Annotated in this window: 25 protein-coding genes; 11 read left to right on the top strand and 14 right to left on the bottom strand. The window is 56.1% G+C overall.

Annotated features, from left to right (window positions below; genetic code table 11):
* Nucleotides 1–8 precede the first annotated feature (8 nt).
* The 4 genes from INF58_RS08565 to coaD all read left to right on the top strand — a co-directional run bounded on the left by INF58_RS08565 (nt 9) and on the right by coaD (nt 3,592).
* On the top strand, nt 9–998 hold the full coding sequence (locus tag INF58_RS08565; RefSeq protein WP_193037114.1) for a glycosyltransferase: 990 nt from the start codon (nt 9–11) through the stop codon (nt 996–998).
* A 66-nt stretch (nt 999–1,064) separates the two neighbouring features.
* Nucleotides 1,065–2,339 (top strand): lipid IV(A) 3-deoxy-D-manno-octulosonic acid transferase, encoded by a 1,275-nt coding sequence (waaA, locus tag INF58_RS08560; RefSeq protein WP_003860874.1) that lies wholly within the window; start codon nt 1,065–1,067, stop codon nt 2,337–2,339.
* Nucleotides 2,339–3,097: a glycosyltransferase family 2 protein gene (locus INF58_RS08555; RefSeq protein WP_193527512.1), complete on the top strand. Its 759-nt coding sequence runs from the start codon at nt 2,339–2,341 to the stop codon at nt 3,095–3,097. The genes waaA and INF58_RS08555 overlap by 1 nt, the downstream gene beginning before the upstream one ends.
* Nucleotides 3,098–3,112: 15 nt before the next feature.
* Complete coding sequence (gene coaD / locus INF58_RS08550) at nt 3,113–3,592, top strand: pantetheine-phosphate adenylyltransferase (RefSeq protein ID WP_193527511.1); 480 nt, start codon at nt 3,113–3,115, stop codon at nt 3,590–3,592.
* A gap of 2 nt (nt 3,593–3,594) precedes the next feature.
* Here the strand turns inward: coaD and mutM are convergent, their stop codons facing one another.
* The 4 genes from mutM to radC form a co-directional block, all read right to left on the bottom strand.
* Nucleotides 3,595–4,404, bottom strand: coding sequence for a bifunctional DNA-formamidopyrimidine glycosylase/DNA-(apurinic or apyrimidinic site) lyase (gene mutM, locus INF58_RS08545; RefSeq protein ID WP_126291836.1), 810 nt, complete (start codon nt 4,402–4,404; stop codon nt 3,595–3,597).
* 71 nt (nt 4,405–4,475) lie between these two features.
* Nucleotides 4,476–4,643 carry a 50S ribosomal protein L33 gene (gene rpmG, locus INF58_RS08540; protein WP_003024094.1) on the bottom strand — a complete coding sequence of 56 codons (168 nt, stop codon included), beginning with the start codon at nt 4,641–4,643 and terminating at the stop codon, nt 4,476–4,478.
* A gap of 22 nt (nt 4,644–4,665) precedes the next feature.
* Nucleotides 4,666–4,902: a 50S ribosomal protein L28 gene (rpmB, locus tag INF58_RS08535; RefSeq protein ID WP_002436699.1), complete on the bottom strand. Its 237-nt coding sequence runs from the start codon at nt 4,900–4,902 to the stop codon at nt 4,666–4,668.
* Nucleotides 4,903–5,119: 217 nt separating this feature from the next.
* A complete protein-coding gene (gene radC, locus INF58_RS08530) occupies nt 5,120–5,785 on the bottom strand; it encodes a DNA repair protein RadC (RefSeq protein WP_063868776.1) in 666 nt (221 codons plus the stop codon).
* A gap of 172 nt (nt 5,786–5,957) precedes the next feature.
* On the opposite strand from radC, the gene coaBC reads away from it, so the two are divergent.
* From coaBC to slmA, 3 genes are all read left to right on the top strand, one after another.
* Nucleotides 5,958–7,169 carry a bifunctional phosphopantothenoylcysteine decarboxylase/phosphopantothenate--cysteine ligase CoaBC gene (gene coaBC, locus INF58_RS08525; RefSeq protein WP_107535641.1) on the top strand — a complete coding sequence of 404 codons (1,212 nt, stop codon included), beginning with the start codon at nt 5,958–5,960 and terminating at the stop codon, nt 7,167–7,169.
* Nucleotides 7,147–7,605 (top strand): dUTP diphosphatase, encoded by a 459-nt coding sequence (dut, locus tag INF58_RS08520; RefSeq protein WP_015570042.1) that lies wholly within the window; start codon nt 7,147–7,149, stop codon nt 7,603–7,605. The genes coaBC and dut overlap by 23 nt, the downstream gene beginning before the upstream one ends.
* 121 nt (nt 7,606–7,726) lie before the next feature.
* On the top strand, nt 7,727–8,323 hold the full coding sequence (slmA, locus tag INF58_RS08515) for a nucleoid occlusion factor SlmA (protein ID WP_063868771.1): 597 nt from the start codon (nt 7,727–7,729) through the stop codon (nt 8,321–8,323).
* Between the two features lie 82 nt (nt 8,324–8,405).
* On the opposite strand, the gene pyrE is transcribed toward slmA, so the two are convergent.
* Both pyrE and rph read right to left on the bottom strand, forming a co-directional pair.
* On the bottom strand, nt 8,406–9,047 hold the full coding sequence (pyrE, locus tag INF58_RS08510; protein ID WP_193527510.1) for an orotate phosphoribosyltransferase: 642 nt from the start codon (nt 9,045–9,047) through the stop codon (nt 8,406–8,408).
* 67 nt (nt 9,048–9,114) lie between these two features.
* Complete coding sequence (rph, locus tag INF58_RS08505; protein WP_193527509.1) at nt 9,115–9,831, bottom strand: ribonuclease PH; 717 nt, start codon at nt 9,829–9,831, stop codon at nt 9,115–9,117.
* 125 nt (nt 9,832–9,956) lie between these two features.
* Here rph and INF58_RS08500 point away from each other — a divergent pair, with 125 nt between their 5' ends.
* Complete coding sequence (locus INF58_RS08500; RefSeq protein WP_003860907.1) at nt 9,957–10,820, top strand: YicC/YloC family endoribonuclease; 864 nt, start codon at nt 9,957–9,959, stop codon at nt 10,818–10,820.
* A 208-nt stretch (nt 10,821–11,028) separates the two neighbouring features.
* Nucleotides 11,029–11,646 carry a trimeric intracellular cation channel family protein gene (locus tag INF58_RS08495; RefSeq protein ID WP_063868767.1) on the top strand — a complete coding sequence of 206 codons (618 nt, stop codon included), beginning with the start codon at nt 11,029–11,031 and terminating at the stop codon, nt 11,644–11,646.
* A 26-nt stretch (nt 11,647–11,672) separates the two neighbouring features.
* Here the strand turns inward: INF58_RS08495 and etk are convergent, their stop codons facing one another.
* From etk to ligB, 8 genes are all read right to left on the bottom strand, one after another.
* Entirely contained in the window at nt 11,673–13,850 is a 2,178-nt protein-coding gene (etk, locus tag INF58_RS08490; RefSeq protein ID WP_193527508.1) for a tyrosine-protein kinase, read from the bottom strand.
* A gap of 22 nt (nt 13,851–13,872) precedes the next feature.
* Complete coding sequence (locus INF58_RS08485) at nt 13,873–14,316, bottom strand: protein tyrosine phosphatase (RefSeq protein WP_193527507.1); 444 nt, start codon at nt 14,314–14,316, stop codon at nt 13,873–13,875.
* Nucleotides 14,304–15,437 carry a polysaccharide export protein gene (locus INF58_RS08480; protein WP_112792073.1) on the bottom strand — a complete coding sequence of 378 codons (1,134 nt, stop codon included), beginning with the start codon at nt 15,435–15,437 and terminating at the stop codon, nt 14,304–14,306. Before INF58_RS08480 ends, INF58_RS08485 begins: the two co-directional genes overlap by 13 nt.
* Nucleotides 15,438–15,480: 43 nt before the next feature.
* A complete protein-coding gene (locus INF58_RS08475) occupies nt 15,481–17,574 on the bottom strand; it encodes a YjbH domain-containing protein (RefSeq protein WP_193527506.1) in 2,094 nt (697 codons plus the stop codon).
* Nucleotides 17,574–18,311 (bottom strand): capsule biosynthesis GfcC family protein, encoded by a 738-nt coding sequence (locus INF58_RS08470; RefSeq protein WP_227415049.1) that lies wholly within the window; start codon nt 18,309–18,311, stop codon nt 17,574–17,576. Before INF58_RS08470 ends, INF58_RS08475 begins: the two co-directional genes overlap by 1 nt.
* Nucleotides 18,308–18,952 (bottom strand): YjbF family lipoprotein, encoded by a 645-nt coding sequence (locus INF58_RS08465; RefSeq protein ID WP_193527505.1) that lies wholly within the window; start codon nt 18,950–18,952, stop codon nt 18,308–18,310. Before INF58_RS08465 ends, INF58_RS08470 begins: the two co-directional genes overlap by 4 nt.
* 118 nt (nt 18,953–19,070) lie before the next feature.
* Nucleotides 19,071–19,427, bottom strand: coding sequence for a hypothetical protein (locus INF58_RS08460; RefSeq protein ID WP_193527504.1), 357 nt, complete (start codon nt 19,425–19,427; stop codon nt 19,071–19,073).
* Nucleotides 19,428–20,098: 671 nt separating this feature from the next.
* Nucleotides 20,099–21,769, bottom strand: a complete 1,671-nt coding sequence (gene ligB, locus INF58_RS08455; protein WP_193527503.1) for an NAD-dependent DNA ligase LigB — start codon at nt 21,767–21,769, stop codon at nt 20,099–20,101.
* 249 nt (nt 21,770–22,018) lie between these two features.
* Between ligB and gmk the strand changes: the two genes are divergently transcribed.
* Nucleotides 22,019–22,642, top strand: coding sequence for a guanylate kinase (gene gmk, locus INF58_RS08450; RefSeq protein WP_006177710.1), 624 nt, complete (start codon nt 22,019–22,021; stop codon nt 22,640–22,642).
* 54 nt (nt 22,643–22,696) lie between these two features.
* Entirely contained in the window at nt 22,697–22,972 is a 276-nt protein-coding gene (rpoZ, locus tag INF58_RS08445) for a DNA-directed RNA polymerase subunit omega (RefSeq protein WP_000135058.1), read from the top strand.
* Nucleotide 22,973 lies beyond the last annotated feature (1 nt).

Here is a 22,973-nt window from a genome sequence, read left to right as displayed (position 1 = left end):
GGTTTCATATGCAAAATTCAGCGCCTTTATTAAGCGTGGTGGTTGCCGTTTATAACGGTGAAGCTTTTCTCGATCAGTTCTTTACCTGCCTTGTCAATCAACATATCGACAGTATGGAAGTCATCATTGTCAATGATGGCTCCACTGATAGTTCGATGCAGATTGTCGAAAAATGGCGTGAAACGCTGCCACAGATGCAGGTTATTGAACAACCTAATCAGGGCGTGTCCATCGCGCGTAATACCGGCCTGGCCGTAGCGACCGGCCAATATCTCTCTTTCCCGGATATTGATGACGTCTTTAAACCCGGCATGTACCAGCGTCTGCTGGATATGGCCGTCACGCAGAACCTGGACGTCGCCACCTGCAATGGCAACTACGTCTGGGAAAATAACAAAAAACCGTCTCGCCCTATCTTCCCTGAAGATAAGCTCGCCTCAACGGGCGTCATGAATGGCGCGGCATGGCTAAAAAAGGCGCTGGATTCACGTAAGTTCCTCCATGTGACCTGGCTGAATATCTATCGCCACGATTTTATTCGTCAGAACGGTTTCCGCTTCGAGCCTGGCCTGCGCCATCAGGATATCCCGTGGACTACCGAGGTGCTGCTTGCTGCGGAACGCGTTCAGTATACCAGCGAACGCTTTTACGACTACTACATACACTCCGCCTCGGTATCGCACACCCCGGATAATGACGACACGCTTATTCGCTCCGCGCGTCATTACATGAAGATCCTGAAGATGCTTGATGCCATTAACCAGCGTTACCCGGATAAAGTGAAAAATATCCCTGCCTGCCACTGGCAAATCGCCAAAGAGGGGCTGGGAATTATTCATACCTTCGACAACATGAAGGATGAGGCGAAGAAATCAATGATAATCAAAGAGTTCTTCGACACCGGGATCTGGAAGCTCATCTGGAAAAGTGCCAAAAGCCCGCGTTTGCGCTGGCGCCTGGGCCGCCGCTACTTCCGTTTAAAACGGTATCTGGCATAAGAGATAGCTTTAGCACGCTTAAATGCTTAGAATTTCCCGGCCGAAACTAAAAAAACGGATAATCGCTTGGAATTGTTGTATACCGCCCTGCTCTACATCATTCAGCCACTGGTGTGGCTGCGACTGTTGCTCCGTAGCCGTAAAGCGCCTGCGTACCGTAAACGCTGGGCCGAACGCTATGGCTACTGCCGCAATAAAGTGGCGCCGGACGGTATTCTGCTGCATTCCGTGTCAGTCGGGGAAACGCTGGCGGCCATTCCGCTGGTGCGTGCCCTGCGCCACCGCTATCCGTCGCTGCCCATCACCGTCACCACAATGACGCCAACCGGCTCAGAGCGTGTGATGTCTGCTTTCGGTAAAGACGTGCATCACGTCTATCTGCCGTACGATCTTCCCTGCGCCATGAACCGTTTCCTGAATACCGTTCGCCCTAAACTGGTGATCGTCATGGAAACCGAACTGTGGCCGAATATGATTTCCGCCCTGCATGCCCGTAAAATTCCTTTGGTTATCGCCAACGCGCGTCTGTCAGAACGCTCGGCGAAAGGGTACGGCAAGCTGGGTAAATTTATGCGTCGCCTGCTCAGCAAAATCACGCTGATTGCCGCGCAGAACGAAGAAGATGCCGCGCGCTTTATCGCCCTCGGGCTGAAACGCAACCAGCTTGCGGTCACGGGTAGCCTGAAGTTCGATATTTCCGTCACTCCAGAACTCGCCGCCCGTGCGGTCACGCTGCGTCGACAGTGGGCGCCGCGTCGCCAGGTCTGGATTGCCACCAGCACTCATGATGGCGAAGAAGCGATTATTCTTCAGGCTCACCGCCAGCTGCTGGAAAAATTCCCTGATTTACTGCTGATTCTGGTTCCCCGCCATCCGGAGCGTTTCAAAGATGCCCGCGAAATGGTGCAAAAAGGCGGTTTCAGCTTCACCCTGCGCAGCAGCGGGGAAATCCCCTCAGGCAGTACGCAGGTGGTGATTGGCGATACGATGGGCGAACTGATGCTGCTGTACGGCATTGCGGATCTCGCCTTTGTCGGTGGCAGCCTGGTAGAGCGCGGTGGCCATAACCCGCTGGAGCCGGCGGCCCACGCTATCCCTGTGCTGATGGGGCCACACACGTTTAACTTCAAAGATATCTGCGCTAAGTTGCAGCAAGCCGACGGCTTAATCACTGTGACCGACGCGGATTCGGTGGTCAAAGAGGTCTCTACCCTTCTGACTGACGAAGATTACCGCCTGTGGTACGGTCGTCATGCCGTTGAAGTCCTGCATCAGAACCAGGGCGCACTGACCCGTCTGCTGCAACTTCTGCAACCTTATCTGCCGCAGCGGAGCCACTGATGTCAACGCGTCTGTCGGTCGTGATGATCGCCAAAAACGCCGCCGACCTGCTTCCGGATTGCCTGGCCTCCGTTGCCTGGGCTGACGAAATCGTCATTCTCGACTCCGGAAGTACGGACAACACGGTGGACGTTGCCCGTGCAGCAGGTGCAAAAGTCTTTACCGACACCGACTGGCAGGGCTACGGCATTCAGCGCCAGCGTGCGCAGGGTTTCGCCACGGGCGATTATGTGCTGATGATCGACACCGACGAGCGCGTCACCCCGGAACTCCGGCAGGCCATTCAAACGGTGCTTGCCGCGCCGCAGCCTGGCGCGGTCTACAGCATCGCGCGTCGTAACTATTTCCTGGGCCGCTTTATGCGCCACAGCGGATGGTATCCCGACCGCGTGATGCGCCTCTATGCGCGTGAGCGTTACCAGTACAACGATAACCTTGTCCATGAGTCGCTGGCCTGCGATAACGCTCAGGTGATCCCCCTGACGGGCGATCTGCTTCATCTGACCTGCCGTGATTTCGCCAGCTTCCAGCGTAAACAGCTCAACTATGCCACCGCATGGGCGCAGGAACGCCACCAGCGCGGCAAGAAGGCCACGCTGACGGGTATCTTCACCCACACGCTTGGCGCGTTTCTGAAAACGCTGCTGCTGCGCGGCGGCGTGCTGGACGGCAAACAGGGCTGGTTACTGGCGGTGGTCAATGCCCAGTATACTTTCAACAAATACACCGAGCTGTGGGCGCTGAACCGCGGCTACTAAGAGAAAACGTGAGCCATGAGCACAAAAGCGATTTATCCGGGTACCTTCGATCCAATCACTAACGGTCATCTTGATATCATCACCCGTGCGGCGTGTATGTTCGACAAGGTGATTCTGGCTATCGCCGCCAGCCCGAGCAAAAAGCCGATGTTCGACCTGAACGAACGCGTGCAGCTGGCCACCGATGCGATTTCGCATCTGTCGAATGTTGAAGTCGTCGGGTTCAGCGATTTGATGGCAAATTTTGCCCATGCTCAGCAAGCCAATATCCTGATCCGCGGGCTTCGCGCGGTAGCAGACTTCGAATACGAGATGCAGCTGGCGCACATGAACCGCCATCTGATGCCAGAGCTGGAGAGCGTATTCCTGATGCCCTCCAAGGAGTGGTCCTTCATCTCGTCTTCGCTGGTGAAAGAGGTGGCGCGCCATCACGGGGACGTTACCCACTTCCTGCCGGTTAACGTCCACCAGGCGTTGATGGAAAAGCTAAAGTAACCTTACTTCTGGCACTGACGGCAGTAGAACGTGGCCCGCTGGGCATGCTTCGTGGCAATAATCGGCGTCCCACAGGCCCTGCATGGTTCACCCTTACGGCCATAAACCTGCAACTCCTGCGCAAAATAGCCCGGCTTCCCGTCGCTTTGCAGGAAATCCTTCAGCGTCGTCCCGCCCTGCTCAATTGAGCGCAGCAGTACCGCTTTAATCACTCTGACCAGCAGCTCGCACTCCTGTGCCGACAGCGAAGAGGCCAGCCGATCGGGATGGATCCCGGCGGCAAACAGCGATTCGCTGGCATAGATATTCCCCACGCCCACCACCAGCTTATTATCCATTAGCCAGGGTTTAATCGGGGTCTTCTTCTTCGCACACTTCTCTTTGAGATAATCCGCGTTAAACGCCTCTGAGAGCGGCTCAGGCCCGAGATGCGCCAGCACGTTGTGCCCTTCCAGCTCTTTGGTCCACAGCCATGCGCCAAAGCGACGCGGGTCGGTATAACGCAGCACTTTGCCGTTGCTCATCACCAGGTCAACGTGATCGTGCTTTTCCGCAGGCAATTCTTCGGTGAGGATGCGCAGACTGCCCGACATGCCCAGATGGATAATGATCCAGCCGTCAGGCAGCTCCAGCAGCAGATATTTCGCGCGGCGCTGCACGCTCAGGACGGGTTTATCGCTTAACGCGTGGATCTCATCGGAAACCGGCCAGCGCAGACGCCCGTTGCGAACGACAGCATGAAGAATAGTCGCGCCGACCAGATACGGCTCAATACCGCGGCGGCTGGTCTCTACCTCAGGTAATTCAGGCATGGTTCCTCCGTTGAGATGCAGAATGCAAAAAACCCCGCAGATGCGGGGTTTTCAATACAAGGAGACTAAAATTATTTGATTTTAGCTTCTTTGTACAGTACGTGCTGGCGTACAACTGGATCGAATTTTTTCAGTTCCAGTTTTTCCGGCTTAGTACGTTTGTTCTTCGTGGTGGTGTAGAAGTGACCTGTACCAGCAGAAGAAACCAGCTTGATTTTCTCGCGAATACCTTTAGCCATGATTTATTTCCTCTTTAAGTACTTAGTACTTTTCGCCACGGGCACGCAGTTCGGACAGAACTGTATCGATGCCTTTCTTATCGATTACACGCATACCTTTAGCAGATACGCGCAGGGTGACAAAACGCTTCTCGCTCTCAACCCAGAAACGGTGAGAGTGCAGGTTCGGCAGGAAACGGCGTTTAGTCGCGTTCAGTGCGTGGGAACGGTTGTTACCGGTCACCGGACGCTTGCCAGTAACTTGGCAGACTCGGGACATGTCTATTCTCCAAAAATCAAATTAGCTCGAGCTTCGTATGGGGTATCGGCGCCTCGTCAGGCTTTACAGCCCGGTCATCGCATAGTTCTATTGAACTCTCGATTGCCAGGCCCAAATGCCAAACCCGAGATTCTCAAAGGTGGCGTAGTATACGCTGACTCGGCGGTGTGCTCAAGTCCCGAACAGACAAAGATCCCGATGGATCGCGAGAAAAGGCCTAAATCCAGCCACGTTCGGCAAAAGAAATGTACTCTCCGCGGCCAATTATCAGATGGTCCAGCACACGAATGTCCATGAATTGACAGCATTTGATAATACGTTCGGTAATGGCTTTGTCAGCTCTGCTTGGTTCTGCACAGCCAGAGGGGTGATTATGCGCGAGGATCACGCCGGCTGCATTCACTTTTATCGCTTCCCGCACAATTTCACGCGGATGCACCTCAACATGGCTCAATGTTCCCGAAAAAAGGCGGGTATGTTTCAGTACCCGGTTTTTGTTGTCGAGAAAGATCACCATGAAGATCTCCCGCTCCAGATCGGAGAGCTGGCTTTGCAGAAATTCGCGGGTCATGTCCGGGGTCAGGATCGGGTCTTCTTCCTCCATACGCACGTTATAAAATCGCCGGGCAAGCTCCGCAATGCCCCGCAGCTGGGCATATTTCGCCACGCCGATGCCCTCCACGTGCGTAAACGCCTCCAGCTCGGCGGTCAGCAAACCATGCAGTGAACCAAAATGGTCTATCAGCTCTTTCGCCAGCGTAAATACCGTTTTTCCCTGCGTGCCGGTGCGTAAAAAAAGCGCCAGCAGCTCGTCGTCTTTTAGCAACGTGACGCCATGGCGCAGCATTTTTTCACGCGGTAGCAGCAGTTCAGTCTCTTCCATGCCCGGCCTCCTTCTGTTTGCCATTATGCTGCCACAGGCAAATTCGGGGCTCGACGCTGACGTTTCGTTCTTGCGTAACGCCTCGCAAAGTGAATAAAGGACATCATCACCCCGTTTTAGGGATTGTGATAAAATGCCCGCTCTCTGGTGAACCCAACAGGAAAGAATCATGATGAGCCTGGCCGGTAAAAAAATCGTTCTTGGCGTAAGCGGCGGTATTGCTGCCTATAAAACGCCAGACCTGGTGCGCCGTTTGCGCGAGCGCGGGGCCGACGTACGGGTCGCGATCACCGAAGGCGGCAAAGCCTTTATCACCCCGCTAAGCCTGCAAGCCGTCTCGGGATACCCGGTATCCGACAGCCTTCTCGACCCGGCGGCCGAAGCCGCAATGGGCCACATTGAGCTGGGGAAATGGGCCGATCTGGTTATCCTTGCTCCCGCCACGGCAGATGTAATTGCCCGCGTGGCGGCGGGTATGGCGAACGATCTGGTATCGACCATTTGCCTCGCCACGCCTGCGCCCGTCGCGGTTGTGCCCGCCATGAACCAGCAGATGTACCGCAATGCCGCCACCCAGCATAATCTGGAAACGCTGGCCTCACGCGGCCTGCTGATTTGGGGACCGGATAGCGGCAGCCAGGCCTGTGGCGACGTGGGGCCGGGCCGTATGCTCGACCCATTGACGATTGTTGATATGGCCGCCGCCCATTTCTCGCCTGTCAACGATCTGCAACATCTCAACATCATGATTACCGCGGGCCCAACGCGCGAGCCGCTGGATCCGGTGCGTTACATCACCAACCACAGCTCCGGCAAAATGGGCTTTGCCATTGCCGCCGCGGCGGCCAAACGCGGCGCGAACGTCACGCTGGTAAGCGGCCCGGTGTCGCTTACCACACCGGCGTTTGTGCAACGTATTGATGTGACGACCGCGCTGGAAATGAACGCCGCCGTACAGGCGCATGCACAACAGCAGCATATTTTTATCGGCTGTGCGGCCGTCGCTGATTACCGTGCTGAAACCATTGCTGACGCCAAAATTAAAAAGCAAGGCGATGAATTAACAATAAAAATGGTGAAGAACCCGGATATCGTTGCCGGTGTCGCCGCATTGAAAACTCATCGTCCTTACGTTGTTGGGTTTGCCGCAGAAACGAATAATGTGGAAGAATATGCCCGGCAAAAACGTACCCGCAAAAACCTCGATTTAATTTGCGCGAACGACGTATCGCTGTCCACGCAAGGATTTAACAGCGACAGCAACGCATTGCACCTTTTCTGGCAGGATGGAGATAAAGTCTTACCGCTTGAGCGCAAAGCACTCCTGGGCCAACAATTACTGGACGAGATCGTTACCCGTTATGATGAAAAAAATCGACGTTAAGATTCTGGACCCGCGCGTTGGCGAGCAATTTCCGCTGCCAACGTATGCCACCTCCGGCTCTGCCGGTCTTGACCTGCGCGCCTGTCTCGATGACGCCGTAGAACTGGCGCCGGGTGCAACGACCCTGATCCCGACCGGACTGGCGATTCACATTGCTGACCCGTCACTGGCAGCAGTGATCCTGCCGCGCTCTGGCCTGGGCCATAAGCATGGCGTCGTGCTGGGTAATCTGGTCGGCCTGATCGACTCTGACTATCAGGGTCAACTGATGGTCTCCGTCTGGAACCGTGGCCAGGACAGCTTCACCATTGAGCCGGGCGAGCGTATCGCGCAGATGGTGTTTGTACCGGTGGTGCAGGCAGAATTTAACCTGGTGGCAGACTTCGACGCCACCGACCGTGGCGAAGGCGGCTTCGGCCATTCCGGGCGCAAATAACCGCCCGACAAACACGCATCTCACAGCGCCATAATGCAATAACAAACCGCAAACGTCAGTTTGCGGGTCGCTGTGTGGTTGCCAGCCTGACAAGTGCTTATTTTCAGGGGTATTTTGTAACATGGCAGAAAAACAAACCGCGAAAAGGAATCGTCGCGAAGAAATACTTCAATCTCTGGCTCTGATGCTTGAATCCAGCGACGGCAGTCAACGCATCACCACCGCAAAGCTGGCGGCCTCTGTGGGCGTGTCAGAAGCGGCGCTGTATCGTCATTTTCCGAGTAAAACCCGGATGTTCGACAGCCTGATCGAGTTTATTGAAGATAGCCTGATCACGCGCATCAACCTGATTCTGAAGGATGAAAAAGACACCAGCGCGCGTCTGCGTCTGATTGTGCTGCTGATTCTGGGCTTTGGTGAACGTAACCCGGGTCTGACCCGTATTCTGACCGGCCACGCGCTGATGTTTGAACAGGATCGTCTGCAAGGCCGTATAAACCAGCTTTTTGAGCGTATCGAAGCTCAGCTGCGTCAGGTTCTGCGCGAGAAAAAAATGCGGGAAGGTGAGGGATATACTACTGATGAGACCCTGCTGGCAAGCCAGATCCTGGCATTTTGCGAGGGAATGCTCTCTCGGTTTGTGCGCAGCGAATTTAAATACCGACCAACGGACGATTTTGACGCCCGCTGGCCGTTAGTGGCAGCACAATTGCAGTAATGCCATCGCCGGATGGCGGCTTCGCCTTATCCGGCCTACGAACGGGTAGGCCCGGTAAGCGTCGCGCCACCGGGCAACGCAATTAAACCCCGAACGCTTCGCGATACGTTTTTACCGCTGCCAGATGGTCCGCCATCTCAGGCTTCTCTTCCAGATACGCAATCAGGTCTTTCAGGGTGATAATCGACGTGACCTTGCAGCCATAATCGCGTTCCACTTCCTGAATAGCAGAGATGTCGCCGCGCCCGCGCTCCTGACGATCGAGCGAAATCAGCACGCCCGCAAGCGTTGCACCGTTAGCCTGGATAATCTCCATTGATTCACGGATCGCGGTGCCTGCGGTGATCACATCATCGACCAGCATCACGCGGCCCTGCAACGCACTGCCTACCAGATTGCCGCCTTCACCGTGGGTTTTAGCCTCTTTACGGTTAAAGCAGTACGGCACGTCGCGGTCATGGTGCTCCGCCAATGCCACCGCCGTGGTGGTTGCAATCGGAATGCCCTTGTACGCGGGGCCAAACAGCAGGTCGAAATCAATCCCGGAATCCACCAGCGCTTCGGCATAGAAACGGCCTAACAGTGCCAGGTCGCGCCCGGTATTAAACAGCCCGGCGTTGAAGAAATACGGGCTTTTACGCCCCGATTTCAGCGTGAACTCGCCAAACTTAAGTACCTGCTTGTTAAGCGCAAACTCAATAAACTGGCGCTGATACGATTTCATGGATTTGCTCCTTTCATTTTTTCTGTCTTACAGGCAAAAAAAAGGCGACTCATTGGTCGCCTTAAAATCAATTTTCTAACGCCGCTTTCTGCGTCGTTACAATGGATTCGATACCCCCTCGGGCCAGCGCCAGCAAGGTAAGCAGCTCTTCGTGGGTGAATGGCTCGCCTTCCGCCGTGCCCTGCACTTCAATGATGCGACCATCTTCGGTCATCACCACGTTCATGTCGGTTTCTGCGGTAGAATCTTCAACGTATTCCAGATCGCAAAGTGCTTCGCCGTTAACGATACCGACGGAGACAGCGGCAACCATCCCTTTCATCGGGTTCGTTTTCAGCTTACCGGCGGCAACCAGCTTGTTCAGCGCATCTGCCAGCGCCACGCAGGCGCCGGTAATGGAGGCGGTACGCGTGCCGCCATCGGCCTGGATCACGTCGCAGTCCAGGGTGATGGTGAACTCGCCCAGCGTTTTCAGGTCAACCGCGGCGCGGAGCGCACGCGCGATCAGGCGCTGGATCTCCATAGTACGCCCGCCCTGCTTACCCTTTGCCGCTTCACGGGCATTACGGGTATGGGTTGCGCGCGGCAACATGCCGTATTCGGCGGTGATCCAGCCCTGGCCCTGACCTTTCAGGAAGCGAGGCACGCCCTCTTCGATGGACGCGGTGCAAAGCACTTTGGTGTCACCAAACTCAACCAGCACGGAGCCTTCAGCGTGTTTTGTATAGTTACGGGTCAGGGTGACGGGACGCACCTGATTGGCGCTACGACCTGCTGGACGCATGATGGATTCTCCGGCTTGAAACGAATGTGGCTGCGCATTATACGGATAAAGGACGCTTATTCCTATCCTGAGAAGCCCCTGAAAGCTATAATCCCCCCATCTCTCCTTTAAAAACGGGAATGTCTATGATCCGCAGTATGACCGCCTACGCCCGGCGTGAAATCAAGGGTAGCTGGGGTAGCGCTACCTGGGAAATGCGCTCGGTAAACCAGCGCTATCTGGAAACATATTTCCGTATGCCGGAACAGTTCCGCAGCCTGGAGCCTGTGGTGCGTGAGCGTATCCGTACGCGTCTGACCCGCGGGAAAGTGGAATGTAATCTGCGTTTTGAGCCCGATGCCAGCGCGCAGGGCGAACTGATCCTTAACGAAAAGCTGGCAAAACAGCTCGTTAATGCGGCGAACTGGGTCAAAATGCAAAGCGACGAAGGCGAGATCAACCCGGTTGATATTCTGCGCTGGCCTGGCGTGATGGCCGCCGGAGAGCAGGATCTGGACGCGATTACCGCCGAAATCCTAGCGGCACTCGACGGCACGCTGGATGACTTTATCGTTGCCCGCGAAACCGAAGGCCAGGCGCTGAAAGCAATGATTGAACAGCGTCTTGAGGGCGTGAGCGCCGAAGTGGCTAAAGTTCGCGCTCATATGCCAGAAGTGCTGCAATGGCAGCGTGAGCGACTTGTCGCCAAACTGGAAGAGGCGGAAGTCCAGCTCGAAAACAACCGTCTGGAACAGGAATTGGTGCTGATGGCGCAGCGCGTGGACGTGGCTGAAGAGCTGGATCGTCTGGAAGCGCACGTTAAAGAGACCTACAACATTCTGAAGAAGAAAGAAGCTGTGGGCCGCCGTCTCGACTTTATGATGCAGGAGTTCAACCGCGAGTCGAACACGCTGGCGTCTAAGTCTATCAATGCAGAGGTGACCAATTCAGCGATTGAACTGAAGGTCCTCATTGAGCAGATGCGCGAGCAGATCCAGAATATCGAGTGATCACTTTCCGGGTGGTGCTGCCTCGCGCATCACCCATTACTTTTTCTAATCCTTATTTAGCCTTACCTTCTCTCTCTCCCGCCTTAAATCAAGCCCGCCCGCCGTGCGCTGATAAATTCCTTTAGGGAAAACCACCTCGCCTTAGAAAATCTCAATCGTGATCTTCCGCACAAATCGTTAATCTCCCCCTCTTCATTCCGGAGGTTTTATGCTGCTTCACGTTCTCTATCTCATTGGCATTACCGCAGAAGCCATGACCGGCGCACTCGCTGCCGGACGTCGCCGTATGGACACCTTCGGCGTGATCATTATTGCCACAGCCACTGCGCTCGGCGGCGGGTCCGTACGCGATATCCTGCTTGGCCATTATCCACTCGGCTGGGTCAAAAACCCTGAGTACGTCATTATCGTGGCAACGGCAGCCGTACTCACCACGATTGTGGCTCCGGTGATGCCTCATCTGCGCCGCTTATTCCTGGTGCTTGATGCGCTTGGGCTGATTGTTTTTTCCATCATTGGTGCGCAAATCGCTCTCGATATGGGTGAAGGCCCGGTTATCGCCACCATTGCGGCGGTGATCACGGGCGTGTTTGGCGGGGTGCTGCGCGATATGTTCTGTAAACGTATCCCGCTGGTTTTCCAGAAGGAACTGTATGCCGGCATCTCCTTTGCCGCCGCAGTGCTGTATGTTGCCTTGCAGCACTATGTCACCAGTCACGATGTGGTGGTTATCTCCACGCTGCTGTTTGGTTTCACCGCGCGCATGCTCGCATTGCGCCTGAAGCTTGGCCTGCCCGTTTTCCATTACAAACACAATGCGCATTAATGTCAGAACGGGCAGGCGCCGGATTATCAGTTACTCGAATAGGTGTAGCCGTAGTGATGATAGCCGTAGCCGTAAGCGTTGCTTGCCCGCTTAACGACGCCGTTCAGGATCACCCCTTTGGTGTTGACGCCGCTCTGCTCCAGGCGTTGTACGCAGACCAGCATCTCCTTCACGCTGTTCATCCCGAAGCGGGCAACCAGCAGCGTGGTGCCTGCGCGGTGGCCGACTACCGCTGCGTCGGTAACCGCCAGAATCGGCGGAGTATCAATAATCACCAGATCGTAGCGTTCGTTCGCCCAGTCAAGCAGCTGCTGGAAACGCGCGTGCATCAGCAGCTCCGCCGGGTTAGGCGGGATCTGCCCGCGCACGATGATGTCGAATCCGCCTTTATCGAAGGTCTGAACGCTCTGCGTATACACCGCTTTGCCGGATAAAATCTCCGACAGGCCGCAGGTATTGTCGAGCTTAAATAGATCGTGGGCATACCCGCGGCGCATATCCGCATCAATATAGAGTACTTTCTGCCCCGCCTGCGCCACGACTGCCGCCAGGGTACTGCTGACAAACGTTTTTCCGCTGTCCGGCGTAGCGCCAGAGATCATCAGTATATTGTTCGCTGACTCCATCATCGCGAAATGCAGGCTGGTGCGCAGGCCGCGAATTGCCTCGACGGAGAGATCGACAGGGTTATCCGTCGCCAGGAAGGGGATATTTTTTGTCTTATGGCGCAGACGCGGGGACATAAACGCTTTTTTGCGCGAACGCATCTTTTTAGCCAGCCATTCCGACAGCGGCACGGTGGCATAAACGTTAATCCCGTGCTCCTCCAGCTGCTCTGGCGTTTCAATGCCCATACGCAGCATACCGCGCGCCAGGATCCAGCCCGAAGAGACGAACAGACCCAGAATAACCCCCAGCACCACGACCAGTGCTTTTTTCGGCTTGATCGGCTGCGGCCGGGTCACGGCCGGATCGATAATGCGGACGTTACCAATCGCGCTCGACTGGGCGATGCTCAGCTCCTGCTCGCGATTAAGCAGCTGCTGGTAGATGACGCGCCCCGACTCCACGTCGCGGCTCAGGCGCAACACCTCCTGCTGGGTGGCCGGCATCGACGATACCCGTTTATTCAGGCGATTTTTTTCCTGTTCCAGCGTCTGGCGTTTCTCCATCAGCGCCCGGTAGGTGGGGTGATCTTTTTTGTAGAGCTGCGAAATTTCCGCTTCCCGGAAGGTCAGTTCATTGAGCTGATTGTCTGCATTCACAATCTGCTCCAGCACCGCTTTTGCCTCCAGGTTCAGGTCAACGGAGTCGTTTTGCTGACGATAGCGGTTGAGCTTCTCCTCGGCCTGGTCCAGCTCGCCGCGCACCTGCGGAAGCTGCTGCTTCAGAAATTGCAGGCTTTTCGCATCCTGCGCCGCCTGGCGAGCCACGTTCTGGTGCAAATAGTTGTCGGCGATACAGTTAAGCACGCGGGCCATCTCAACGGGATCTTCCCCCGTGATGGTCAGGCCAAGCATTCCGCTATCCTTGCTGCGCTCGCCCACGGTAAAGCGCTGCTGTAGCGCGTCAATCGCCTCCAGCTCGCTCAGCTGCGTAATCGTAAACCGGGTACCCGGCTTCGCCTGGATATCGGCAATTTTAATGGCGAGATTCGCCGCGCTCAGCTGCCGCCCCACGACGCCCTGTAACGTCACGTTATTCCCTTCCAGCTGATAGTGGCCCTTCTCGCCGACGGTCAGCGTCAGCTTTTGCGCCCGGCCCGCGACAGGAGGGAGATTGAGCATGCTAATATCGACGATGCCAGGCTGCTGGCCGGTGAGCCGTGCCCAGCCGCGTCCGACGACGGGAAAATAGTTTTCGCTCACCTGCGTGCGCAGGTTCAGGTCATCAATCGTTTTACCGAGGATCATTCGCGACTGTAGAAGCTGAAGTTCCGGCGCCGACTCCGGCGAAGAGTCAGGAATAAACTCGCTAAGGTTACTGAGCAGCGCGTTGCCCTGCTTCTGTTCCACCTGTATCAGCGCATCGGCCTGATAAACCGGCGTGGCAAAGAGCGCATAAAGCAGCGCTGCCAGCGTGAACAGTGCGGTAAGGGCGAGAATAAATTTTCGGTGGTCGAGCAGCTCACCAAACAAACGCACCAGATCGATCTCGTTATTCGCGGCAGACGCATCATGGGCGTGAAGAGTATTTGTTGACATAAAACGTGACTATCCCGTGTGATTAACTGAGCCGTTTTGCCCATTCCTGACTGGCCTGCTCCAGCAGTCCATAAACATGTTCAAATGCGTTCCGGTTTTTACGGTAGGGGTCCGGGATCTCTTTTCTGCCCGTCCAGTGACCAAAGAGCATCATTTTGCCGCGCGCCTCCGGTGCGATAGCCGTGACCTGCTCAATATGTTCCAGCTCCATCGCCAGAATCAGATCGTAGTCGCGCACCATGGCGGGGGTGAGCCTGCGCGCAACGTGGCCCTCAAGCAGAGTGCCGCGTTCGGCGGCGATCGCTGTCGCCAGCGAATCGGCTGCGTGCCCTTCCAGACCGCAAATTCCCGCCGAATCGACCCGGGCGGCGGGCAGCAGCCGGCGCAGCAGCCGTTCTCCGATGGGGGAGCGGCAGATATTGCCGGTACAGATCACCAGGATGGCGTTAAGCGTTAATTTGGCCATGTTCTGACATATCTCCCTGTTTCAGTCAGGTCATGTACGCCGGTAATGGTCGGTACCAGCTGAGATATCACGCGGTTCCAGCGCACCAGCGGCGCGGTGGTGACATAGACGATGTCGTAAGGCTCCAGCTGAAATTCGGTGCTCAGCACCATCGCGGTCGCATCCCGGGCGTTCAGCTGGTAGACGCTGGCAATTTTGCCGTTCTGCTTGCCCTGTAACGGACGAATCACAAAGATCCCCGTGGCGTCGGCCATATCCTGATTCACGCCCTGCGCATTACCCAGCGCTTCCGCCAGCGTCATGCCGCTACGATCCATCTTCAGGGTGCTCTGTTTGCCGACCTCGCCCATGACAAACACTTTCAGGTCGTCATTACGCGGAATGAAGAGAATATCGCCCGGATAGAGGAGTTTGTTTTGGGTAAGGTCGCCGCGCTGCATCAGCGCGTAGAGAGAAATGTGCGTGTCCTTGCCGTTGTGGGTCAGCACCACGTGGCGCCAGTCCGCCTCCGACGTCAGGCCGCCTGCCGCATTGATCGCATCCATTATCGTCAGCGGAATGTTGGTAATGGGCTGCTGGCCCGACTTAGCCACTTCGCCCGTCACGTAGGCTTTTTGCGATCGGAACGCCGCCACGCTGACATCCACCTGCGGGCTCTCAATCACCGAGTCCAGCCGGGCGGCGATCTCATCGCGCACCTGAGCCAGCGTCTTGCCGACCACGTAAATTTTGCCGATATAGGGATAGAAGATCGTACCATCCGCATTCACCCAGTTGCCCGTATCGCTGGCGCTACGGTACTGGCCTGCGGGGGTAGTCAGCTCCGGGTGATCCCAGACGGTAACCATCAGCACGTCGCCGACGCCGATGTGGTATTGATAGCTCTGGAGCTGGTGGTCCAGTTCAGGATTGGCGCGGGAGTCGACTTTGCCAGGCAGCAACGCCTCGACCAGCCCCGGCGTGAGCGGATAGACGTTGACCATCTTATCCAGATCGTAACTGCTGTCAGGCAGATCGATAATATCTTTGCCATGGGTGCTGAGCCCCTGGCCCGGTACGATAGTACAACCGCTTAACGTCATCATAACCAACGCAAGCACGGAAAATTTAACGTTTTTCATTCAGGAAAATCATCTGGTTAAGTAATGTCTGTTTCATCCGGTACTACTGCCCTACCGGGGTTTCGCGTTCTGACGTCATGCTATAAAGCTGATATTTACGGCCTAACATCTGGCCGCCATCACGCGTGAGGGGCGTCCACGAGACCACCGCCCGGTTGCGATTTGGGCCGATCGTCATCAGATCGAGCGGGATCGAGATGTAGAAGCCTTTGCTAAAGCCACCTTCCCCATAATCCTCTTTCGAGACGTTCGTCAGTGCCGCCCAGACGCCTACCGTCACGCCGCTGTCGAATCGCTTCGCGACGTCGAGGGTGGCGCCTTTATCCTTCGCCAGGTACTGCCCGATGCTCAGCTTCATCAGCACGCTGTTGAGCTTCCTCGGGTTCCAGTAGCCGGTGATAAATCCGGTTGGCGCGCTGTAATCGGTAAAGCGCATCATGTCGTCCCAGTCGCGCTGTTTGACGTAGTTCGCATCCACACCCAGCGCCCAGTCACTGTCCAGTGGGCGCCAGAGCGCCTCTGCCCCCACGCCGCCGTACATGGTTTCGAGGTAACCGCCATAAATCTGGGCATAGAAGCCGTGCCCCAGCGCATCGACGTAGTTGGCCTGTAAGTTGTTGATGTAGACGTCATTGCCGACATAATCGCGAATATGGGTTCTGACGCGCGGCAGGCTGGAGTCGGCGGGGAGTAGCGAGGATTTAAACTTGTCGTAGTTGTTATAGAGGTTGGCGAACACGCCGCCGTCGAGCAGCAGACGATCGGACAGCCAGTAACTGGCGCTGGCCATCACTCCCACCTGGAACATGTAGAAATCTTCCGGACCGCCCAGCGACTGCGCCAGCGTTGGTTTAACGCTGTAGCTGAAGCGATCGGCGCGAATACGGTAGCCGCGCCCGAACGCTGTAGTATCCACAGGCTCGACGCGCTGCTGCCTGAGCGTCTCTTCCTGGCCGAGCGGCTGCCCCGCCAGCCGTTTGCGCAGGCTGGCGACATCGGTTTGCGTCGTGACCAGCGGCAGATGGTCACGCTGCTGGGTGATATCGATCGTGTCGACCCCGTCGGGCAGGTTATTGATGATAATACGGTTGGCGCGATCTACCGCTTCGCGCGGATCGCGATAGCGATACTGCTCGCCGGTCATGTATAACGTATTGCCGTGCTGAAGGATCTCCGGCGCATCGAAGCCTGCGTTGTACTTAAGCGCGGTGAGCTGGTTTGCCGCCGAGGTATAGTTCAGCGTCTCGCCTGCCGGTGCCGGTTGCCAGGCCGGTTTCGGGTTATCACGCAGCGCGGGGCGCAGGTCGTTGAAGTTGGTCCGCAGCGTAAAACCAAACATCAGCGTATCGCCGCGTTCATAGCTGAGATTGAGATCCGCCCAGTCGGCAACGCGATAGACCGCCCCCACGTTGATATGGCTCGACTGCTTAAGGGAGCCGGCAAAATCATCGGCATAGTTGTTGCCGTCATACTCCAGCTTCAGGCGCAGGGGCTGCCAGGGCGTCTGATACTGTAGGCCGCCAAACAGCGACGCCGGACCACGAAACATATCGCTAAAGCTGATATCCCCGGCATCATGCGACTCGCCGCGGGTGCAATAGGTATTGTTGTCGTGGCAAAGCGGGTTGCCCACGTTGTTACTATTACCGGGATATCCCCAGGCAATTCCAAAGGTAAAATCGACCGGACCGGCCATTTTGCTGGCAACCAGATATTCACCGTCGAACAGGCCGGTGCCCGCAATGTCGCGCTTGCCGAGCGCTATCTGCGGCAGGCTGTAGCCCTCTTCCCACAGACGAACCTTAAAGTCGAACGACTTATCCTTGTAGCTTTGCTCGCCGCTGAAATCCTCGTCGCTGCTGTATTTGCGGGTGCGGACGTCGGTATAACGAATCGTCCCTTCCAGCCACGGAAAGAGCACGACGGAAGAGGAGTAAAAACGGTACTGATCGTTATCGCGATAGTTGACGCTAAACTCTCCCTCCCTGCCAAAGCGCGCGTCGGGCATTTGCATCAGGCCGGTGCCGCCAAAGTCGGACTGCGAAGGTCCAGTGGGATCGGGCCAGGTACGCAGCTCCGCGTGGCAGGCAGCAGAGATAGCCAGAGCAAGGCCGCTCAGTAAAAAAAGTTTGTTCATTAGTCAGGTATCCGCCGCGTCAGGAGCGCAACGATTTGCTCATTCAGCCCGGTAAAATCGTCCGGCACCGTCCGGGGATCAAAACCCACCCACAAAACAGCGCCCGGCTCTGCTTCAATATGGCGTGCGTTCCAGTACGCCACCGGCGCAACAACCGTACTGCCGTCAGGATCGATAACGGTCACGTTATTCCTGTCGGCTCCGGCCAGCCGCGCCTGCCCCTGTAAGTAATCCCGAACGCTTGCGCCCGGTCGCCAGGCCAGTTTCCCCGGCGTAGCGACCGCCCCCATCAGCGTGACGGTGCGAGGTGCAGGCGAGAGCCACAGATCGTAACGGCCCTTCAGGGGACGATCGCCGTGGGCGTCGGTACGCACTGCGTCTGGATCGAGGCTGACAAACTGCCGCCCGACGATCCGCAGGGACTGGATCTGCGCAGCGACAGCACGAACGGTCGCGGTCCGCCCGTCATCAGCGCGATTCTGCCAGGCTGAAAGCGCCGCCAGCACCTGCTGCTGCGTCTGCTGCGCGCGCAGCGTGGCGGAAGGGGTTGCGATCGCAGCGCCCTGCCACCAGACGTTGTTCAGCTGCGGCTGGGTAACCAGTTGGGAGAGCGTGTCGGCCTGTCCGGCAGACCACGTTTTTCCCGGCTGATGCACGGTAACGACGCCTGCACATAAGCCGGGCAGGCTGAAGAGTGATAGCCCTACGCCAGGTAGCCATTTTTTGAGTCTGTTCATGGGGCGGGCTTCAACATCGTCATGGCGACAGGGAATACGCCAGCGCCGAGCATCTGTTCACTCTGGCGTACCTGGCCGGTGGCGGAATCAATCCAGAAGGTGTTCTGCCAGCGACGACCGAGGCCGTCGGCCTGCACCGTCTCCTGCCAGACCTGGCAATGCAGCGTATCGCCGGCAATGGTCAGATTTTCAGTCCCGCTCAGGGAGAAGCGCGAGGTCAGGCGTGCGGAGCGATAACGCCCCTCTTCCTGCCAGCGCACATCGCGCGACCACCGGCTGCCGTCGTGGAGCTGCTGCGCGTGGCGCAGCGGATCGTGCTCCAGGCTGGACACCTCAAGCAGGTTATAGGGAAGCTTCAGCGTGTGGATAAGGCGACCGTTATGCGTGACGATCATCGCATTATCCTGCGATAACCATTTACTGTTTTCCTGTTCGATATATCCGAGAACCACCAGGATCCTCGGGCCATTATCAAGACGCAGGTACATGGTTGAGTAAGGGAGCGCCTGAATCTGCCCGTCCGTTAGCGTCACATCCTGGCGCCCGGCCAGGCTGGCGTTAAAGGTCTCAATGATGCTCTGCTGACTCGGCGTACAGCCCTGGATCGGCAGAATCATGATGAGCAGAATAAACAGTCTCACCAGAAATCTTTTATTAAATAACATTAGAATCAACTAAATACCCGGCGTTGATGTTGCCACCGGGTCAGGTTGTTGCGCTGTTAAGCGGAAGGCTATTTCGCCTTGCGCACCAGCAGCCTTAGCGGGTAACTGTCGTCGTGGAAGTACCGTTGCCTGAGTCATCGCCACTGTCGCTTGCCGCGACAACGGCTAACGACGCTACACCGGCAATCGCAGCGGTGGTGACAACAGCGGTCGTGCCAATCGCACCTGCCGCCAGCCCTCCCGTGGTGCCAGCGGTAGCTCCCACCGTTGCACTGGTTGTCGCTCCGGTTGTTGTCCCGGTCGCTGTACCGGTTGTCGCTCCGGTTGTTGACCCGGTTGTCGTTTCGCCGGTTGCTGCGCTGGCGCTACCTGCTTCGGTGGTTGCCCCCATAGCAGGCAGTGCTGCCGCCAGCGTGAGTGCCGTAAGCACTGTACAAAGCCTCTTTTTCATTTATGTTCCTCATTCAAATGAAGGAAAGATGAGCACCTGGAAACCAGGCCCCCGTTAACGGGCAAAACGCCCGGGGCTGAATCCCGGCCCGACAGGGACGGGAAATCATCCATGTAAAAGCCCTGAGCTCTGAACACCAGCGCACATAAACCGTCAGGATATATTTCAATACTCTTAATGGCTTCAATAGGAGTTCAGATAGTTAACTCCCTTACGGGGCGCAAAAGAAAGGAAAACGCAGAAGTGATGCAAATTGCACCCCAGCGGTCACTACCTTAATAATTTCAGATAAGATAATTCTTAAAATAATTTGACGCAATGATTTCCGCCAGAATAAATATGACTAATTGTTAACCTGGAAAACGTTCAGCACATTATTAATAAAATAATTAAGTCACTGAAATAATAAGAAATAAGACCCCAAAAACCCAAGACAACGCCTCCATGAAACCTTCATGCCAGTCTATTATTCTTGATTAATAATGATTGAGATCAATTAAACCGATCCTTGAAAGAGTTGGCAGGAATAATATCCCATCAAATATATATGTCGTGAATACTTTATTTTTACTCATAATTATTATGTATATTAAACCCCTTTTCATAAATACGCGTATTAACAACAGCGTAATAATGCGCCCCTTGCCAGTCTCTTCAGGAGCGCACGCAGATTAAAATCCACCAATGTGCTGTGCGGCCAGCCACCTCGCCAGCGCATCAATCTGCGGCTGATGCAGCCAGTCTACGATCTGACGGGCCTTCTCCTGTCCGGTACCCGGCAGCCTCCGCCACTCCGCTTCGCTTCGTTGAACCAGCGCCTGCCAGGAGCGATCCCCTGCCGCCTTCAGCGTCGACCGGGACAGCGGTATTCCCATCGCGGCGATCCAGCGGATAAAAGGACGCTCCCGCGCCAGGTTAAACTGATGCCATAGCGCAGCGCCATGCGTTGCCGATATCCCCGGCGTCGCAGCGAGCTGCGCCTGCGTGAGCTGTAGCCAGGAGAAGAGATGCTCAAACCGATGCGCCTGATAGAGGTTACGCCACCCCGACTCGCCCATCCCTTTGATATCTAACGCCTGGCTGGAGCTTAGCCACGTCAGCCGGGCAAAAAATTGCTCCATGCATTCCGTGGAGGCGTAGAAACAGGTTAAGCCGTTATAGCGCGATGAGGGCGGCTGTGGTTTATGGCGATCCACATTGCGCCATACCACCTTATCCAGCCGGGGAATACCTTGTCCCGCCAGGCTTACCAGCACCTGATCGCCGGGCGCAATATCCAGCATCTGCCAGCGGTTGACCGATCCCAGGCTCACGCGCTGTACACGTTTATCGTCGAGCATAAGCGGCTCAAGCTGCGCAATCGCCGTGATCCGCCCGGTACGGCCAACGGTAAAATGAATGGCTTTGACTTCCGTCACCTGGGCCACAGGACGATATTTCCACGCGATGACCCAGTTCCCTTCTCCCGGCAGCCATTGCTCGCCCGGCGGCTCTGCCGAGGCGCGAACCACAATGCCATCCGTGGCAAAGGGTAACGAAGCCTTAAACCAGGCCGTCCGCTGCGCTTCCACGTCAGTCGCGTTTTTAACCGGCAAGGTATAACGCGCAGTCAGGGTAAAACCGGCCTCGGCCAGCGCGGAAAGGCGTGCTTTCATCATTTTTGGACCGTTCGGCCAGGCCCAGATAAAAATGCCTGTCTGCTTCAGCGCTGCGCGATCGGTCGCGCGCATCATCGCTCCCGCCACCTTCGCTCGCGCATTCATACCGCCCATCTGCTGTTGAATATGCCCCTCGCGAAGCAGAAAAAGTTCACCCTGCAATACGCTGTTGGCAAGCGGCCCGGACAGCGTTTGCGGGATAGCGGGGATCATTCGCGCCTGAGCCGTCCACTCTTCCCCCTGCAAACCATCGCCGCGGCTGATGGCCTGCACCAGCCTTCCGTTTTTGTAGACCAGGGTGACCGCTACGCCATCCACCTTTGGCTGCACCCAGAGATCCTGCTGCGCGGCCATCCAGCGGCTAAGCGCCTGCTGGCTATCTGCCTTATGCACGCCGGTATGGGCGAAGGGGTGCTTCACCGTCCCGCTGGCGGCAGGGAGATCGTCGTGCAGCGGCTCATCGTGAAAACAGCGCTGCCACTGTTTTAATCGGGCGTTAAGCCTGTCGTAAACGTCGTCGCTCACCTCGCTGCTGCCCTGCTTCCAGTAAGCATCTTTCCAGCGGGCCAGCTGCGCCTTCAGGGCCGCGATCTCCTGCCCGGCCTTCGACGGCGACCAGACCGGGCAGATTGCCATCGCCCCGCTGCTTAAGAAGAACATCAGTATGCTTATCCATCTCACCATTATCATCCCTCCCGGTTTTGCGAAGGGTATACCCCGCCCGGGAGCCGCAGACCAGCGGCAAAAAGGCATTTTACGAGCGTGCTTCAGCGCATTGTTTTTATTGCAGCAAAAGGAGGGTAAAACCTGAAAACGGCACGCAAAATCAATAATCCAGGGGAAAAAGTGTGACAAAGGCTACGTCACACAGCGGCGACGTGTATAATAAGCCCGTATGTAGGACTTCTTCGTTAACACATACAAAAGACTCTCATGGCTCAAGGCACGCTTTATATTGTTTCTGCCCCTAGTGGCGCGGGTAAATCCAGCCTTATTCAGGCACTGTTAAAAACCCAACCGTTGTACGATACGCAGGTTTCTGTTTCTCACACCACGCGGGCGCCGCGTCCGGGTGAAGTGCACGGTGAACACTATTTCTTTGTGAATCACGATGAATTCAGGGCGATGATTGGCAGAGACGCGTTTCTTGAACACGCAGAAGTTTTCGGTAACTACTACGGAACCTCGCGTGAAACCATTGAGCAGGTTCTGGCGACAGGCGTGAACGTGTTCCTGGATATCGACTGGCAGGGCGCGCAGCAAATTCGCAAGAAAATGCCTGATTCGCGCAGTATCTTTATTTTACCACCATCGAAAGATGAGCTGGATCGCCGCCTGCGTGGTCGCGGTCAGGACAGCGAAGAAGTTATCGCAAAGCGTATGGCGCAGGCTGTTGCAGAAATGAGCCATTACGCGGAATATGATTACCTTATTGTGAATGATGATTTTGATGCCGCGCTGAGCGATCTCAAAACTATCCTTCGCGCAGAACGTCTGCGTATGAGCCGCCAGAAGCAGCGACATGACGCATTAATCACCAAACTGTTGGCAGACTGAACCCACTTTCAGTATCATGCCCAGTCATTTCTTCACCTGTGGAGCATTTTAAGTATGGCACGCGTAACTGTTCAGGACGCTGTAGAGAAAATTGGTAACCGTTTTGACCTGGTGCTGGTCGCCGCGCGTCGCGCTCGTCAGATGCAGGTAGGCGGTAAAGATCCGCTGGTACCGGAAGAAAACGATAAAACCACCGTTATTGCACTTCGCGAAATCGAAGAAGGTCTGATCAACAACCAGATCCTCGACGTGCGTGAGCGCCAGGAGCAGCAAGAGCAGGAAGCCGCTGAATTACAAGCTGTTACCGCTATTGCTGAAGGTCGTCGTTAAT

This window comes from Enterobacter cloacae complex sp. P24RS (assembly GCF_014982165.1).
GTDB classification, from domain to species: domain Bacteria; phylum Pseudomonadota; class Gammaproteobacteria; order Enterobacterales; family Enterobacteriaceae; genus Enterobacter; species Enterobacter quasihormaechei.
Note: the sequence above shows the minus strand (reverse complement) of the source record. Positions and strands in the feature narration are given on the sequence as shown.

What these genes read in the sequence shown, in the direction of transcription:
- INF58_RS08565 (WP_193037114.1), top strand. Translation starts at nt 9, where the DNA reads ATGCAAAATTCAGCGCCTTTATTAAGCGTGGTGGTTGCCGTTTATAAC.
- INF58_RS08555 (WP_193527512.1), top strand. Translation starts at nt 2,339, where the DNA reads ATGTCAACGCGTCTGTCGGTCGTGATGATCGCCAAAAACGCCGCCGAC.
- coaD (WP_193527511.1), top strand. Translation starts at nt 3,113, where the DNA reads ATGAGCACAAAAGCGATTTATCCGGGTACCTTCGATCCAATCACTAAC.
- mutM (WP_126291836.1), bottom strand. Translation starts at nt 4,404, where the DNA reads ATGCCTGAATTACCTGAGGTAGAGACCAGCCGCCGCGGTATTGAGCCG.
- rpmG (WP_003024094.1), bottom strand. Translation starts at nt 4,643, where the DNA reads ATGGCTAAAGGTATTCGCGAGAAAATCAAGCTGGTTTCTTCTGCTGGT.
- rpmB (WP_002436699.1), bottom strand. Translation starts at nt 4,902, where the DNA reads ATGTCCCGAGTCTGCCAAGTTACTGGCAAGCGTCCGGTGACCGGTAAC.
- radC (WP_063868776.1), bottom strand. Translation starts at nt 5,785, where the DNA reads ATGGAAGAGACTGAACTGCTGCTACCGCGTGAAAAAATGCTGCGCCAT.
- coaBC (WP_107535641.1), top strand. Translation starts at nt 5,958, where the DNA reads ATGAGCCTGGCCGGTAAAAAAATCGTTCTTGGCGTAAGCGGCGGTATT.
- dut (WP_015570042.1), top strand. Translation starts at nt 7,147, where the DNA reads ATGATGAAAAAAATCGACGTTAAGATTCTGGACCCGCGCGTTGGCGAG.
- slmA (WP_063868771.1), top strand. Translation starts at nt 7,727, where the DNA reads ATGGCAGAAAAACAAACCGCGAAAAGGAATCGTCGCGAAGAAATACTT.
- pyrE (WP_193527510.1), bottom strand. Translation starts at nt 9,047, where the DNA reads ATGAAATCGTATCAGCGCCAGTTTATTGAGTTTGCGCTTAACAAGCAG.
- rph (WP_193527509.1), bottom strand. Translation starts at nt 9,831, where the DNA reads ATGCGTCCAGCAGGTCGTAGCGCCAATCAGGTGCGTCCCGTCACCCTG.
- INF58_RS08500 (WP_003860907.1), top strand. Translation starts at nt 9,957, where the DNA reads ATGATCCGCAGTATGACCGCCTACGCCCGGCGTGAAATCAAGGGTAGC.
- INF58_RS08495 (WP_063868767.1), top strand. Translation starts at nt 11,029, where the DNA reads ATGCTGCTTCACGTTCTCTATCTCATTGGCATTACCGCAGAAGCCATG.
- etk (WP_193527508.1), bottom strand. Translation starts at nt 13,850, where the DNA reads ATGTCAACAAATACTCTTCACGCCCATGATGCGTCTGCCGCGAATAAC.
- INF58_RS08485 (WP_193527507.1), bottom strand. Translation starts at nt 14,316, where the DNA reads ATGGCCAAATTAACGCTTAACGCCATCCTGGTGATCTGTACCGGCAAT.
- INF58_RS08480 (WP_112792073.1), bottom strand. Translation starts at nt 15,437, where the DNA reads ATGAAAAACGTTAAATTTTCCGTGCTTGCGTTGGTTATGATGACGTTA.
- INF58_RS08475 (WP_193527506.1), bottom strand. Translation starts at nt 17,574, where the DNA reads ATGAACAAACTTTTTTTACTGAGCGGCCTTGCTCTGGCTATCTCTGCT.
- INF58_RS08470 (WP_227415049.1), bottom strand. Translation starts at nt 18,311, where the DNA reads ATGAACAGACTCAAAAAATGGCTACCTGGCGTAGGGCTATCACTCTTC.
- INF58_RS08460 (WP_193527504.1), bottom strand. Translation starts at nt 19,427, where the DNA reads ATGAAAAAGAGGCTTTGTACAGTGCTTACGGCACTCACGCTGGCGGCA.
- ligB (WP_193527503.1), bottom strand. Translation starts at nt 21,769, where the DNA reads ATGGTGAGATGGATAAGCATACTGATGTTCTTCTTAAGCAGCGGGGCG.
- gmk (WP_006177710.1), top strand. Translation starts at nt 22,019, where the DNA reads ATGGCTCAAGGCACGCTTTATATTGTTTCTGCCCCTAGTGGCGCGGGT.
- rpoZ (WP_000135058.1), top strand. Translation starts at nt 22,697, where the DNA reads ATGGCACGCGTAACTGTTCAGGACGCTGTAGAGAAAATTGGTAACCGT.